A 14,026-nucleotide genomic window follows, 5' to 3' on the forward strand; every position below is an offset into this window, starting at 1 on the left:
GCGTGGTTACTATTACGCCCTTTTCGATCACCTAAAAAGATTCTAAAACCATGTTTGAAATTAATCCGGTAAAGAACCGTATTCAGGATCTCACTGAACGCAGCAGCGTTCTTCGGGGGTATCTTTGACTATGATGCCAAGAAAGAACGTTTACAGGAAGTTAACGCTGAACTAGAGCAGCCTGATGTCTGGAACGAACCTGACCGCGCACAGGCGCTGGGTAAAGAACGTTCCGCCTTAGAGGCCGTTGTCGAAACGCTGGATCTGATGGAGCAGGGGCTGGAAGATGTCGCTGGTCTGCTGGAGCTCGCCGTTGAAGCCGAAGATGAGGACACGTTCAACGAAGCGATTGCCGAACTTGACGTGCTGGAAAAGAAACTCGGTGAGTTAGAGTTCCGCCGCATGTTCTCCGGGGAATACGACAGCGCCGACTGCTACATGGATATCCAGGCCGGCTCGGGCGGTACGGAAGCTCAGGACTGGGCCAGCATGTTGCTGCGCATGTACCTGCGCTGGGCGGAAGCCCGCGGTTACAAAACTGAGATCATCGAAGAGTCCGACGGCGAAGTGGCAGGCACCAAATCCGCGACTATCAAAATCATCGGCGACTACGCGTTCGGCTGGTTACGTACTGAAACCGGCGTGCATCGCCTGGTGCGTAAAAGCCCGTTCGACTCCGGTGGCCGTCGTCATACCTCGTTCAGTTCGGTGTTTATTTACCCGGAAGTGGATGACAACATCGATATCGATATTAACCCGGCCGACCTGCGTATCGACGTCTACCGCGCTTCAGGAGCGGGTGGTCAGCACGTTAACAAGACCGAGTCGGCGGTGCGTATTACCCACTTACCGACCAACATTGTGGTGCAGTGTCAGAACGATCGTTCTCAGCATAAAAACAAAGACCAGGCTTTCAAGCAGCTGCGCGCGAAGCTTTACGAATATGAAATGCAGAAGAAAAATGCGGATAAACAGGCGGCGGAAGACAATAAGTCTGACATCGGCTGGGGTAGCCAGATCCGCTCTTACGTGCTGGATGATTCCCGCATCAAGGATCTGCGTACCGGCGTAGAGACGCGCAACACTCAGGCGGTTCTGGACGGCGATCTGGATCGTTTTATCGAAGCAAGTTTGAAAGCAGGTTTATAAGGAACTCACATGTCTGAACAACAACCGCAGGCTGCGGACGCCGCACTTGAACTGAACAATGAATTAAAATCACGCCGTGAGAAGCTGGCCGCGCTGCGTGAAGCCGGTCTGCCGTTCCCAAACGATTTTCGCCGTGACCGCACTTCCGATACGCTTCATGCCGAATTTGATGGTAAAGAAAACGAAGAGCTGGAAGCACTGAACATCGAAGTCAGCGTGGCAGGCCGAATGATGACCCGCCGTATTATGGGTAAAGCCTCTTTCGTCACGCTGCAGGATGTGGGTGGCCGTATTCAGCTTTATGTTGCCCGCGACGATCTGGCAGAAGGTATTTATAACGAACAGTTCAAGAAGTGGGATCTCGGCGATATCGTCGGCGCGCGCGGTAAGCTGTTCAAGACGAAAACCGGTGAGCTGTCTATTCACTGTAGCGAACTGCGTCTGCTGACCAAAGCCCTGCGCCCGCTGCCGGACAAGTTCCACGGCCTGGCCGATCAGGAAACCCGTTACCGTCAGCGTTACCTTGATCTGATCTCTAACGACGAGTCGCGCAACACGTTTAAAATCCGCTCACAGATCATGGCCGGCATCCGCAGCTTTATGGTGGGCCGCGAGTTTATGGAAGTGGAAACCCCGATGATGCAGGTGATCCCCGGCGGCGCGGCGGCGCGTCCGTTTATCACCCATCATAATGCGCTGGACATTGATATGTACCTGCGTATTGCACCGGAGCTGTATCTGAAGCGCCTGGTAGTGGGAGGATTCGATCGCGTCTTCGAAATCAACCGTAACTTCCGTAATGAAGGGGTCTCCCCACGTCATAATCCAGAGTTCACCATGATGGAACTCTATATGGCCTATGCGGATTATAAAGACCTGATCGAACTGACCGAAAGCCTGTTCCGTACGCTGGCGCAGGATATTCTGGGCAACACCGTGGTGCCTTACGGCGATCAGGAGTTCGACTTCGGTAAGCCGTTTGAAAAGCTGACGATGAAAGAGGCCATTCTGAAATATCGTCCAGAGACTAATCTGGCCGATCTTGATGACTTTGATAAGTCGGTGGTGATTGCGCAGTCTCTGGGCATCAAGGTCGAGAAGAGCTGGGGACTGGGACGTCTGGTTACCGAGATCTTCGAAGAGACCGCCGAAGCGCATCTGATCCAGCCAACCTTTATTACGGAATATCCGGCAGAAGTTTCGCCACTGGCACGTCGTAACGACCAGAATCCGGAGATCACCGACCGCTTCGAATTCTTTATTGGCGGCCGTGAAATCGGTAACGGCTTCTCCGAGCTGAACGATGCAGAAGATCAGGCAGAGCGTTTCCTGCAGCAGGTTAATGCGAAAGACGCCGGTGATGACGAAGCGATGTTCTATGATGAAGACTACGTGACGGCACTGGAGCACGGTCTGCCGCCAACGGCAGGTCTGGGGATCGGTATTGACCGCATGGTGATGCTGTTTACCAACAGCCATACCATTCGTGATGTGATCCTGTTCCCGGCAATGCGGCCAGGCAACAAGTAAGCGTCTATCGCAGCATCAAACGGTCAGCCTTATCGCTGGCCGTTTTTTTTGCGTCCCTCTGCAAAATAGCCAATAGTTACGTTTTATCACATCGTACTGCAGGGAGAATCCCCATGGCCTGACCTGGTTTTATCCGCCACTGGCAGGAACTGGAGGGAGAGGATAATGAACATTATCCGGACAGCGACGAGCTGATGTCGATTGGCGCCCCGCTTGGCAGAGCTCTGGGCCTGACGCATCTGGGTATTCACCATGAACGCTTACTACCTGGGCGGCGAATGTCGTATCCCCACGCAGAAAGTGCGGAGGAAGAGTTTGCTTTTGTGCTGGAAGGTGAACCGGACGTATGGATCAACGGCGAGCTGTATCGGTTACGGCCCGGAGATGCGGTGGCATTCCCGGCAGGCACCGGTATTTGTCATACCTTTATCAATAATAGCGACCGTGAGGCCCGCTTTATTGTGGTCGGCGAAGCGAATAAAAAAGATAACCGCATCTGGTATCCCAAAAATCCGGTCTATCTCTCAACGCGAGAGGACCGCTGGGAAAACCCGCCAGAACAGGATTTTGGCCCCCACGACGGATTGCCTGACACATTGAAAAAAGAGCCATGAGAAAAACGTTGGGACAGTACGATACCTGTCCGGGCGGCGAGGGGGCTTATGCAGGCGTCATGTGCTGCGGTGAGTATCAGGATTTCACCGCATCATTCAGCCAGTCTTTAAAGCGAGCGTAGGGAATATACAGCGAGACATCTTTATACAGTGTTTTGCCGGTTTTCATGTCGTTAATGCGCTTGCTGTAGCCCACAATCACCCCGCCGATAGAGTCGTCAGAGGCGTTATACACCGCGCCGCCGGACATGCCCTGCACCACGCCCGCATCGGACGCCACCACCACGCAGCTGACTTTATTCCAGGAATTTTTCAGCCCGGTATTGATCAGGTTGGTGCCCGTTGAGGCCACCGGCATCGCGGAGATAAAGCTGTAGCCATACATGTTGATTTTGTCGCCGATCAGGCCATTACGAAAATGCGGGGGAGGGACGTTATCATTTTTATGGTACACCACCGCCAGATCGCACTCAGGATGATACGACTTCACCCGGTACATGGAGAATTTAGCGACATGGGCCGCCGTCAGGCTGTAGTTGGCCGTCAGGGGGATGGTGGTGCCCAGCGTCCCCAGCCCCAGAACGGTTGGGATACCGGTGACAGTCATATCCACCCGGTCATGCGCTTCACTGCTGTACTGATACTTCCCTACGGAACACCCGCCCAGAAAAAGGGCTAGCAGGCAAATGGCGAGTCGCATCGGGTCTCCTCAGTGATGAGTATTTCAGGTAAAGCAGGAAAGGTCATAACCTCGTTAACTGACATATCGGCCGTGGTTCGCAAAACTTTAATGTATCGATTACGCCTGAAATTGTGCTGATGACCTTCAAAGACCCGACAAGGCTCAGTCTCAATTTAAAATCATAGGACGAATCGCAAAAAAGAATCATTAGAAATAATGATGTAATTTGGGTTTAGGGAAAAGTATAGCGAAATACGCTGACGAAATGTGCACTCGATCGCATTTTTTTTGCTCTGCATTGACCTTAATCAGACGATTCTTGCCTGCAAGACAACAGTCTCTTGCAGAATCCGCGCTGTAAGCCTTTCTGCTGCTATGTTTTAATAAGTTGCTGTGACCCAGATCACTCATCCTGAGCGGACTGCGTTAATTTAATTCAATACCCGACTGAGCTCTCTGCTGGCAGAGGGCAGGGTTTCTATTCTCCTGGGAGTGTGTGACATGCCTGTTTCATTACTGGCGCTGGCGTTGAGTGCCTTTGCTATCGGCACCACCGAATTTGTCATTATGGGGCTGTTGCCGGAGGTCGCGAATGACCTGAGGGTGTCTATTCCCTCTGCGGGCTGGCTGATCAGCGGCTATGCGCTCGGTGTAGCGATTGGGGCACCGATTATGGCTCTGCTGACGGCAAAACTGCCGCGCAAGCGGACGCTGACGCTGCTGATGGCGATCTTCATTGTCGGCAATGTGCTCTGTGCGCTGGCCTATACCTATAACCTGCTGATGCTGGCCCGCATTGTGACGGCACTCTGTCACGGGGCCTTCTTTGGTATCGGGGCGGTGGTGGCTGCCAGCCTCGTGGCGCCGGGTAAACAGGCCTCCGCGGTCGCCCTGATGTTTACCGGTTTAACGCTGGCTAACGTGCTGGGCGTTCCGCTGGGTACCTGGTTCGGTCAGATGTTTGGCTGGCGCGCCACGTTCTGGGGCGTGGCGGTGATTGGTGTGCTGGCCTTTATTGGCCTGATTGTCAGCCTGCCCACCAACAAAGATGAAAAACCGGTGCATCTGGCGTCAGAGGTGAGTGCGCTGAATAACGGCAAACTGTGGCTCTCCCTGCTGATGACTGTGTGCTTCGCCGCCGCCATGTTTGCGCTGTTCAGCTATATCGCGCCGCTGCTGTTAGAAGTCACCGGGATTACTGACCGGGGTGTCAGCTGGACCCTGTTCCTGATCGGTGCCGGTCTGACCGTGGGCAATATTGTTGGCGGGAAACTGGCAGACTGGAAAGTGTCCTTCAGCCTGATCCTTAGCTTTTCGCTGATTGCGGTGTTCTCGCTGCTGTTCAGCTGGACCAGCCATTCACTGTGGCTGGCGGAAATCACCCTGTTCCTGTGGGCGATGGCGACCTTCGCCATGGTTCCGGCCCTGCAGATAAACGTAGTCCGCCACGGTAAAGATGCCCCGAACCTGGTCTCAACGCTGAATATCTCGGCCTTTAACGTCGGCAATGCGTTGGGTGCCTGGGTCGGTGGGGCAGTGATTGGCGGCGGCTACGGGCTGACGGCGGTGCCGGTTTCGGCCGCGTTACTGGCGGTGGCCGGGCTGCTGGTCTGTCTGTATACCTTCCGGGGATCGCGCGGCCGCCCGCAGGAGGCCCGCGCTTAACGCAGTCGCTGTGCCAGCCGTTCGCTAAACGGCGCAATATGCTGATGCAGATGCCGACTAAAGGCGTCGGCCAGCGCAGAGGCCGGACGGTGACGCGGCCGGATCAGACTGACGGTGAACGGCACGGCAATGCTGAAACGCCGTATTACCACCCCGCTGTCGGCGTAATCGAGCGCCGTCAGTGGGTTCACAACCGACACGCCCGCCCCCGCTTTCACCATTGAACAGACCGACGCCGCACTGTGTGTCTCCATCACCATACGCCGCTGTACCCCATGCTCGGCAAAAATGCCATCCAGTATCTGCCGGTAGCTGTCGGTGCGGGACAGGCTGATGTAATTCTGTCCGTGGAAATCGGCTGGGGTTAGCGTGCTCCGCTTTGCCAGGATATGCCCGGCGGGCAGTACACAGACTTCATCGCCGGTAAACAGGGCGCTGCGATCGGTACCCGCCGGCGTATGTGTGGTTTCGGTGAGGCCCAGATCGTAACGCTGTGCCGACAGCCACTCCTCCAGTAGTGGAGATTCCTGCGGAATAATATTCAGGCTGAGATCCGGGTAGTGCTGCATAAACGGCTGGCACAGCAGCGGCAGTAGCGATTGGGAAAACACCGGCAGGCAGGCGACTGACAGCTCACCCTGACGAAACTGGCGCAGCCCCTCGGCGGCGCTGATAATGCGGTCAAGCCCGTACCAGGATCGCTGCACTTCTTCAAAAAGCTGCAGCCCCTGCACCGTGGGCTGCAACCGGCCCCGCACCCGTTCAAACAGCTGCAGGCCGGTCAGCTTTTCGAAACGCGCCAGCTCACGGCTGACGGTAGGCTGTGAGGTGTGCAGCAGCGTGGCGGCTTCGGTCAGGTTGCCGGTGGTGACCACGGCATGAAAAATTTCAATATGACGCAGAGAAATGCCTGCCATCGATGATTACCGGGTTAAGCGCAGATAACCCATATCATGGGTGAATAGAGTCCAATAAAAAAGATATTTTTATCCCACATCAGGATGTGGCGTAATGGCCGTATCATCTTATGGAGAATGCTTATGCCACGCCTGCTGACCGACACCACCACCGCCCTGACTCAGGACAACCTGCTGCCGCTGGCACTGCAGTACGATGGCCCGATCTGGGCGTATGATGCCGCGATTATTCATGAACGCATCCGCCAGCTGCAACAGTTCGACGTGGTGCGCTTCGCACAGAAAGCCTGCTCCAACATTCATATCCTGCGCCTGATGCGCAGCGCCGGTGTCAAGGTCGACTCCGTGTCGCTGGGCGAGATTGAGCGCGCGCTGGCAGCGGGCTACGTGGCGGGAGGCGATGAAATTGTTTTCACCGCCGACCTGCTGGATGAACCTACGCTGGCGCGGGTGGCAGAGCTGAAGATCCCGGTCAATGCCGGCTCGGTTGATATGCTGCACCAGCTTGGGCAGGTTTCCGCGGGGCATCCGGTCTGGCTGCGCGTGAATCCCGGATTTGGCCACGGCCACAGTCAGAAGACCAATACCGGCGGTGAAAACAGCAAGCACGGTATCTGGCACGGCGATATGGCGCTGGCGCTGGCGGCTATTCAGCAGTATCAGCTGAAGCTGGTGGGGATCCACATGCACATCGGTTCCGGCGTTGACTACAGCCACCTGGAGCAGGTATGTGATGCGATGGTCAGCCTGGTAGTGAGCTTTGGTCAGGATCTGGAGGCGATCTCCGCCGGAGGCGGGCTGTCAGTTCCGTACCGCTTTGGTGAAGAGACCATCGATACCCGTCACTATTACGGCCTGTGGGATGGCGCGCGTCAGCGCGTGGCGCAGTATCTTGGCCATCCGGTGAAGCTGGAAATTGAACCGGGACGTTACCTGGTGGCGGAGTCGGGCGTGTTGATAAGCCAGGTACGCGCCGTGAAGTCGATGGGCAGCCGCCACTTCGTGCTGGTGGATGCCGGATTCAACGACCTGATGCGTCCGTCGCTGTACGGCAGCTACCACCATATCTCGGCCATCGCCGGAGATGGCCGGCTGCTGGATGAGCAGACGACCCTTGATACCGTAGTGGCAGGACCGCTGTGTGAATCGGGTGATGTCTTCACCCAACTGGAAGGCGGCAAGGTCGAAACGCGTGCCCTGCCTGCGGTTCAGGTCGGTGATTATCTGGTCTTCCACGATACCGGTGCCTACGGTGCATCGATGTCGTCGAATTACAACAGCCGTCCGCTGATCCCGGAAGTGCTGTTTGAAAATGGTCAGCCGCGCCAGATCCGTCGCGCACAAACGGTGGCCGAGCTGCTGGCGCTGGAACTGTAATCCACTCCCTGCGTGCCATATGGGCCGATCATTTTTCCGATCGGCCCGTTGCTGCACACGACTATCCGGCAAACATCTCTTTCCTCAGCAGGACAATCTCTTCCGCCAGATCCCGGCACAGCATCGCATTCATCAGATGATCCTGAGCATGGACCAGAATCAGTGTCACCGGCACCTTGCCACAGCCCTCATCGGCCCCAATCAGCTGGGTCTGGATCTTATGTGCCCCGCGTGAGGCCTCTACCGAGGCTGCCAGCGCCTCATCTGCCTGTTGCCACTCCCGCTTGCGGGCATGCTGGATTGCGCTCATGGCGTGGGAACGTGCTTCACCCGCGTTGATCAGCAATTCCATCATCGTTTGCTCGAAATCCATCACAGCCTCCATTGGTATACCAAAATTGGTCTGATTATCTTATTGGAATACCAGTGATCACTTCTGAGAGATAAATCACAGTAAATAATCAGCGATTGTTTATTTTTGGTATGCCACAACAGCGGAAGTTCAACAAACTATCAATGCCTGGATGCCTGACCCTTTACCTCGAGGATTCACACATGTCTCTACAGGATCGGCTAATCGACTCGCTGGGGAGTTTTGCCACTAAGTTCAACAGCTACCGCTATATTATGGCGATCAAATCATCGTTTATTACGCTGATGCCGGTGATTATCGTCGGCGCGTTTTCGGTGCTGATTTCCAATATGGTACTGGACGGTAAGAACGGCCTGGCGAGCTTTGCGGCGCTGTCGTTTCTGGCAGAACTGAAGCCCATTACTTCCAGTATTAACTACGCCACCCTCAGCTTCCTGAATATCGGTGCGGTATTTTTGATCGGTATTGAACTGGGGAAAATCAACGGCATCAAGACCCTGTTCCCGGGCCTGCTGGCGATTATCTGTTTTGTCGCGGTCACGCCCACCACCTTAAGCATGATGGTCAACGGGGAAATGCAGGTGGTGACCGACGTGCTGGCAAAACAGTTCTCTGATACCAAAAGCCTGTTCCTTGGCATGTTTATCGCCATTCTTTCCGTTGAGATTTACTGCCGTCTGGAGCATGTGGATCGGCTTAAGATCAAAATGCCGGACACCGTCCCGCCCAATGTGGCTGCTTCGTTCTCCGCGCTGATCCCGGCGATCATTACCGTTTCCGCCATTGCCACCTTTGGTTTTATCTTCCACCGTTTTACCGGCATGTATCTGTACGACGCCGTGTACAAAATTGTGCAGGAACCGCTGGAATCGGTAGTGCAAAGCCTGTGGGGCATTCTGCTGCTGATGTTTGTTGCCCAGTTGTTCTGGGTGATCGGCATCCACGGTAATCAGATGGTCAAACCGATCCGTGAACCACTGCTGCTGGGGGCGATCCTCGTTAATATGAACGCCTTTGAGCAGGGGATTGAAGCGCCGAATATCATCACCATGCCGTTCTGGGATGTGTATATGAGTATCGGTGGTTCCGGGCTGACCATTGGTCTGCTGACGGCAGTCATGCTGGCAACCAAACGTAAAGAGATGCGTGAGATAGCTAAACTCTCCTTCGGCCCGGGCCTGTTCAATATCAATGAGCCGGTGATCTTCGGTATGCCGATCATGCTGAACCCGATCCTCGCCATTCCGTTTATTATCACCCCGCTAATCACCGGCTCGATCGGCTACTTCGCCACGGTGACCGGTTTTGCCGGTAAAGCAGTGGTGATGGTGCCCTGGACCACGCCGCCGATCATTAACGCCTGGCTCTCCACGGCCGGATCGATGGGGGCGGTAGTGACGCAAATTGTCTGCATCCTGGTCTCTATTCTGATCTATCTGCCGTTCGTCAAAATTGCCGCACGCCGTGCGGAAGCCGCTGACGCTAAAGCGTTACAGCCTGAACCCGCGAAAAATTAAGGAGTTATGATGAGTACCTTTAACGTCACCATCCCGGACGATTTTATCCTCGGTGCTGCCGCGTCGGCGTGGCAAACCGAAGGCTGGAGCGGCAAAAAATCCGGCCAGGACTCCTATCTCGATGCCTGGTATCAGCACGATCGCCACGTCTGGCATAACGGTTTCGGGCCGGCGGTCGCTACCGATTTTATTAACCGCTACAAAGAAGATGTGGCGCTGATGAAAGCCTCGGGCCTGACACACTACCGCACCTCGATTAACTGGGCGCGCTTTCTGACCGACTATGAAAATGCGGTGGTGGATGAAGAGTACGCGGCTTACTACGACAGCCTGATCGATGAACTGCTGGCCAATGATATTCAGCCAATGCTGTGCCTGGAACATTACGAACTGCCTGCGGTCCTGCTGGAACAGTACGGTGGTTGGGGTTCGAAACAGGTGGTGGAGATGTTCGTCCGCTATGCGGAGCAGGTATTTGCCCGTTACGCCCACAAGGTAACGCGCTGGTTTACCTTTAACGAGCCGATTGTGGTGCAGACCCGGGTTTATCTGGATGCGCTGCGCTGGCCGTACGAGCAGAACACCGATAAATGGATGCAGTGGAATCATCACAAAAACCTCGCCACGGCGAAAGTGGTGCAGCTGTTCCGTGAGAAAGGTTATCAGGGTAGCGTCGGCACCATCCTTAACCCGGAAGTGACTTACCCGCGCTCCAGCGCCGCGCACGATGTCAGGGCGGCCGAGATTTACGATCTGTTCTACAACCGCGTGTTCCTTGACCCGGCGATCAAGGGCGAATACCCGGCAGAGCTCATAGCGCTGCTGGCAAAACATCACGTTAACTGGGAGTACGATGCGCAGGAGCTGGCGATTATTCATGCCAATCGCGTCGACGAAGTCGGGATTAACCTTTATTACCCGCACCGCGTTAAAGCGCCCTCGCGGGCATGGCATGCGGAAACGCCGTTCCACCCGGCCTTTTACTACGAACATTTTGAGCTGCCGGGACGGCGGATGAATACCTCTCGCGGCTGGGAAATTCAGCCCGCTATCGTCTGGGATATGGCGGTACGCATGAAAAATGACTACGACAATTTCCCGTGGTTTGTCGCAGAAAATGGCATGGGCATTGAGAACGAAGCCCGCTTCAAAAACGCCGATGGCGAAATCCAGGACGACTATCGCATCGCCTTTATCACCGAACATCTCTATCAGGCGCTTCGCGCCAGGGACGCAGGCATGAACTGCCAGGGCTATATGCTGTGGGCCTTTACCGACAACGTCTCGCCGATGAATGCGTTTAAAAACCGTTACGGACTGATTGAAATCGACCTGGAAAATCAGCGTCAGCGCCGGATGAAAAAGTCCGCCCGCTGGTATCAGCAGGTCAGTGAACAGCGCCAGCTTTCTGTCACGCTGGACGATGAAGCCAAATAAGGAGCAACTGATGCAACGTATCGTACTGGCCTGCGCAGCAGGCATGTCCACCTCCATGGTGGTGACACGCATGGAAAAAGAAGCGGCCGCACGCGGGCTGGAGTACCAAATCTATGCGATCCCGGAACAGAACCTGCGCGATGAGCTGGAAAATTACCCCGGCGAAGTCGCCGTGGTTCTGCTGGGACCGCAGGTACGCTTCAAGCTGGAAGAGAACCGCAAGCTGACCGACAGCCATCAGATCCCGATTGCGGTGATTGATTCGGTGGCTTACGGTACCCTTAACGGCGCAAAAGTACTCGATCAGGCGCTGGCTTTGGTAAACTAGCGGCCATCAATAGTGATAATGGTTTAAAAGGTGAGGATCCGTGGACAAAGGTGCGCCTGCGCAGGACAAAAAGCAGTATCAGGAAATCGGGCACGATCTGCGTCAGCAAATCATCGAGGGCCACTATCCGGTAGGATCGCGCCTGCCGCCGGAGCGTCAGATCGCCGAGACCTGGGGCGTCAGCCGCACCATTGTCCGAGAAGCGTTACTGATGCTGGAGCTGGAAGGAACGGTGGATATCCGCCAGAGCTCCGGCGTGTACGTGATGCGTATCCCTTCGGAAAGCAGCGATGAAGAGGAAGCGTTCTTTCGCAGCGATGTCGGCCCGTTTGAAATGCTGCAGGCGCGTCAGCTGCTGGAGAGCAATATCGCCGCCTTTGCCGCAAAAATGGCGACCAAGGCGGATATTGAAAATCTGAAGCGTATCCTGGAGCAGGAACAGCGTGCCATCGCCCTTGACGATAAAAGTCAGGACAATGACAAGGTGTTCCACCTGCTGCTGGCCGGAGCCACACAAAATCAGATGCTGCTGGATACCGTTAACAGCATCTGGCGTCATCATGAAAGCAGTCCGCTGTGGCAGCAGTTACGCAGCCATATTGAAACGCGCAGCTACCGTCTGAAGTGGCTGGGCGATCATCAGACCATCCTTGCCGCTTTGCGGCGGCGGGACGTGATGGGTTCCTGGCAGGCGATGTGGCAGCATCTGGAAAATGTGAAGCACAGCCTGCTGGAGCTGTCGGACGCCGACGCCCCGGACTTTGATGGTTATCTGTTTGAATCCGTACCCATTTTTCAGGGTAAGCTGGTGTGAGTTTACTGCGTATAGTGCCATTGAGCGCCGTGCCTGAACACCGGGACATCCTCGCTGACTGGCTGTGGCGGGCGTTTGGCAGTGAAAACAGTCGCGATTTTTTTGCCAGCATCCTCGACAGCAGCCTGAGCGGTGCCGATCTGCCGCTGACTTTTGTGGCGCTGGACGGCGACCGTCCGGTGGGCACCGTCGGGCTGTGGCGCTGCGATTTGATCAGCCGTCAGGATCTGTTTCCCTGGCTGGCGGCGCTGTATGTGGATGAGCCTTATCGCGGGCAGGGGGTAAGCGGGCAGCTGCAGCAGACGATCATTGACCGCTGCCGTCAGCGGGGCGATCGCCATCTCTACCTCTATTCAGCCTGTGCGGATTATTACGAACGTTTTGGCTGGGCGTACATCGGCGATGCGCTGGATTATCCGGCGACAGCGGTACGGCTATACCACAAAACGCTGGAATAACATCGGGGCGGGCATGCCTGCCCCCGGTTTCGGTCGGCCAGTGACGCGGGCCTGACCGGTAATGCTGGCCTTCAGCATGGGACGACCAGAAAACGTCGTCGCGGCGAAAGAGCGCACTGCAGGCCCGGTCTTTAATCAGCACCCCAGCATTACGACGGTGCCCCCACCGAATGACGGCGCACCAGCGTCGGGCTGAACAGATTGGTGATCTCCGGCAGTGGCTGCCCGTGAGCCAGCGCCAGCGCCAGTTCAGCCGCCTGCTGGGCCATCGTCACGATAGGGTAACGCACCGTTGTCAGACGGGGGCGCACGTAGCGAGAAACCAGCACGTCATCGAAGCCGATCAGCGACATCTCCTCCGGCACGCGCACGCCGTTATCACTCAGCACGGCCAGCGCCCCGGCGGCCATCGAATCGTTATAGCAGGCGACGGCGCTAAACGTTTTCCCCTGGCCAAGCAGTTCGGTCATCGCCTGCTCACCGCCTACTTCATCCGGCTCACCAAAAGCCACCAGCCGATCGTTACACGGCAGGTTGTGCTCCTTCAGCGCATCGTAGTAGCCCTGCAGGCGGTCGGTGGCATCGGAGATGGAGTGTGTGGAACAAATATAGGCAATGTTAGTGTGGCCCTGCTGGATCAGATAGCGGGTCGCCAGCCAGGAACCATAGCGGTCATCCAGCGCAATGCAGCGGGTTTCATAGCCCGGCAGCACGCGGTTCAGCAGTACCATGCCGGGGATCTGCTTCATCAGCGGCATCAGCTCCTGGTCGGGAACCTGCTTGGCATGAACGACCAGGGCCGCGCAGCGGTGGCGCATCAGTTGCTCAATCGCCTGACGCTCTTTCTGCTCATTATGGTAACCGTTACCAATCAGTAAAAAGTTCCCGGTTTCCCAGGCGACGGAATCCACCGCTTTGACCATTGCGCCAAAAAAAGGGTCGGAAACGTCCCCAACCACCAGTCCGATGGTTTCGGTTGACTGCTGCGCCAGCGCGCGTGCATTGGCGTTGGGGTGATACTGCAACGACTCCATCGCAATGGTCACCGCCAGGCGTGAGGCTTCACTGGCTTTAGGAGAGTGGTTAATGACACGGGACACGGTCGCTACCGAAACGCCCGCGAGTCTGGCAACATCCTTTATGGTAGCCATGAGTTAAATGCCTT

General features: G+C 55.9%; 14 protein-coding genes. 10 read left to right on the forward strand and 4 right to left on the reverse strand.

The features are described 5' to 3' along the window. Nucleotides 1-50: 50 nt before the first annotated feature. The 3 genes from prfB (at nt 51) to IFU29_RS10710 (ending at nt 3,293) form a co-directional block, all read left to right on the forward strand. Nucleotides 51-1,149 (forward strand): peptide chain release factor 2 gene (gene prfB / locus IFU29_RS10700; RefSeq protein ID WP_137269027.1). Its coding sequence is split into 2 segments (ribosomal slippage): nt 51-125 and nt 127-1,149, totalling 1,098 coding nucleotides; the frame shifts between segments, so codons are not numbered across the junction. A 9-nt stretch (nt 1,150-1,158) separates the two neighbouring features. Further along, nucleotides 1,159-2,679, forward strand: coding sequence for a lysine--tRNA ligase (gene lysS / locus IFU29_RS10705; RefSeq protein ID WP_191933918.1), 1,521 nt, complete (start codon nt 1,159-1,161; stop codon nt 2,677-2,679). Nucleotides 2,680-2,810: 131 nt separating this feature from the next. Next, nucleotides 2,811-3,293 (forward strand): cupin domain-containing protein, encoded by a 483-nt coding sequence (locus IFU29_RS10710; protein ID WP_191934053.1) that lies wholly within the window; start codon nt 2,811-2,813, stop codon nt 3,291-3,293. Nucleotides 3,294-3,369: 76 nt separating this feature from the next. Here IFU29_RS10710 and IFU29_RS10715 read toward each other — a convergent pair whose 3' ends face one another. Continuing rightward, nucleotides 3,370-3,993: a serine protease gene (locus tag IFU29_RS10715; protein ID WP_191933919.1), complete on the reverse strand. Its 624-nt coding sequence runs from the start codon at nt 3,991-3,993 to the stop codon at nt 3,370-3,372. A gap of 483 nt (nt 3,994-4,476) precedes the next feature. On the opposite strand from IFU29_RS10715, the gene IFU29_RS10720 reads away from it, so the two are divergent. Next, nucleotides 4,477-5,640: an MFS transporter gene (locus IFU29_RS10720; protein WP_191933920.1), complete on the forward strand. Its 1,164-nt coding sequence runs from the start codon at nt 4,477-4,479 to the stop codon at nt 5,638-5,640. Here the strand turns inward: IFU29_RS10720 and IFU29_RS10725 are convergent. Then, a complete protein-coding gene (locus IFU29_RS10725) occupies nt 5,637-6,557 on the reverse strand; it encodes a LysR family transcriptional regulator (RefSeq protein ID WP_191933921.1) in 921 nt (306 codons plus the stop codon). The genes IFU29_RS10720 and IFU29_RS10725 overlap by 4 nt on opposite strands. Nucleotides 6,558-6,680: 123 nt before the next feature. Here IFU29_RS10725 and lysA point away from each other — a divergent pair, with 123 nt between their 5' ends. Then, complete coding sequence (lysA, locus tag IFU29_RS10730) at nt 6,681-7,934, forward strand: diaminopimelate decarboxylase (protein WP_191933922.1); 1,254 nt, start codon at nt 6,681-6,683, stop codon at nt 7,932-7,934. Nucleotides 7,935-7,995: 61 nt separating this feature from the next. Here the strand turns inward: lysA and IFU29_RS10735 are convergent, their stop codons facing one another. Next, nucleotides 7,996-8,307: a PTS lactose/cellobiose transporter subunit IIA gene (locus IFU29_RS10735; RefSeq protein ID WP_191933923.1), complete on the reverse strand. Its 312-nt coding sequence runs from the start codon at nt 8,305-8,307 to the stop codon at nt 7,996-7,998. A 182-nt stretch (nt 8,308-8,489) separates the two neighbouring features. On the opposite strand from IFU29_RS10735, the gene IFU29_RS10740 reads away from it, so the two are divergent. Genes IFU29_RS10740 through IFU29_RS10760 form a run of 5 tightly spaced genes read left to right on the forward strand, consistent with a single transcriptional unit; the run spans nt 8,490 to nt 12,861 of the window. Next, nucleotides 8,490-9,824, forward strand: a complete 1,335-nt coding sequence (locus IFU29_RS10740) for a PTS sugar transporter subunit IIC (RefSeq protein ID WP_062744271.1) — start codon at nt 8,490-8,492, stop codon at nt 9,822-9,824. A 9-nt stretch (nt 9,825-9,833) separates the two neighbouring features. Then, nucleotides 9,834-11,261, forward strand: coding sequence for a glycoside hydrolase family 1 protein (locus tag IFU29_RS10745; protein ID WP_191934054.1), 1,428 nt, complete (start codon nt 9,834-9,836; stop codon nt 11,259-11,261). Between the two features lie 10 nt (nt 11,262-11,271). After that, nucleotides 11,272-11,589, forward strand: coding sequence for a PTS sugar transporter subunit IIB (locus tag IFU29_RS10750; protein ID WP_062744269.1), 318 nt, complete (start codon nt 11,272-11,274; stop codon nt 11,587-11,589). A 40-nt stretch (nt 11,590-11,629) separates the two neighbouring features. Then, nucleotides 11,630-12,403: an FCD domain-containing protein gene (locus tag IFU29_RS10755; protein ID WP_062744268.1), complete on the forward strand. Its 774-nt coding sequence runs from the start codon at nt 11,630-11,632 to the stop codon at nt 12,401-12,403. Between the two features lie 5 nt (nt 12,404-12,408). Continuing rightward, entirely contained in the window at nt 12,409-12,861 is a 453-nt protein-coding gene (locus IFU29_RS10760) for a GNAT family N-acetyltransferase (RefSeq protein WP_191934055.1), read from the forward strand. Nucleotides 12,862-13,010: 149 nt separating this feature from the next. Here the strand turns inward: IFU29_RS10760 and galR are convergent, their stop codons facing one another. Then, nucleotides 13,011-14,012: an HTH-type transcriptional regulator GalR gene (galR, locus tag IFU29_RS10765; RefSeq protein ID WP_191933924.1), complete on the reverse strand. Its 1,002-nt coding sequence runs from the start codon at nt 14,010-14,012 to the stop codon at nt 13,011-13,013. Nucleotides 14,013-14,026 lie beyond the last annotated feature (14 nt).

Source organism: Erwinia persicina, assembly GCF_014838825.1.
Classification (GTDB): domain Bacteria; phylum Pseudomonadota; class Gammaproteobacteria; order Enterobacterales; family Enterobacteriaceae; genus Erwinia; species Erwinia persicina_A.

What these genes read in the sequence shown, in the direction of transcription:
- lysS (WP_191933918.1), top strand. Translation starts at nt 1,159, where the DNA reads ATGTCTGAACAACAACCGCAGGCTGCGGACGCCGCACTTGAACTGAAC.
- IFU29_RS10715 (WP_191933919.1), bottom strand. Translation starts at nt 3,993, where the DNA reads ATGCGACTCGCCATTTGCCTGCTAGCCCTTTTTCTGGGCGGGTGTTCC.
- IFU29_RS10720 (WP_191933920.1), top strand. Translation starts at nt 4,477, where the DNA reads ATGCCTGTTTCATTACTGGCGCTGGCGTTGAGTGCCTTTGCTATCGGC.
- IFU29_RS10725 (WP_191933921.1), bottom strand. Translation starts at nt 6,557, where the DNA reads ATGGCAGGCATTTCTCTGCGTCATATTGAAATTTTTCATGCCGTGGTC.
- lysA (WP_191933922.1), top strand. Translation starts at nt 6,681, where the DNA reads ATGCCACGCCTGCTGACCGACACCACCACCGCCCTGACTCAGGACAAC.
- IFU29_RS10735 (WP_191933923.1), bottom strand. Translation starts at nt 8,307, where the DNA reads ATGGATTTCGAGCAAACGATGATGGAATTGCTGATCAACGCGGGTGAA.
- IFU29_RS10740 (WP_062744271.1), top strand. Translation starts at nt 8,490, where the DNA reads ATGTCTCTACAGGATCGGCTAATCGACTCGCTGGGGAGTTTTGCCACT.
- IFU29_RS10745 (WP_191934054.1), top strand. Translation starts at nt 9,834, where the DNA reads ATGAGTACCTTTAACGTCACCATCCCGGACGATTTTATCCTCGGTGCT.
- IFU29_RS10750 (WP_062744269.1), top strand. Translation starts at nt 11,272, where the DNA reads ATGCAACGTATCGTACTGGCCTGCGCAGCAGGCATGTCCACCTCCATG.
- galR (WP_191933924.1), bottom strand. Translation starts at nt 14,012, where the DNA reads ATGGCTACCATAAAGGATGTTGCCAGACTCGCGGGCGTTTCGGTAGCG.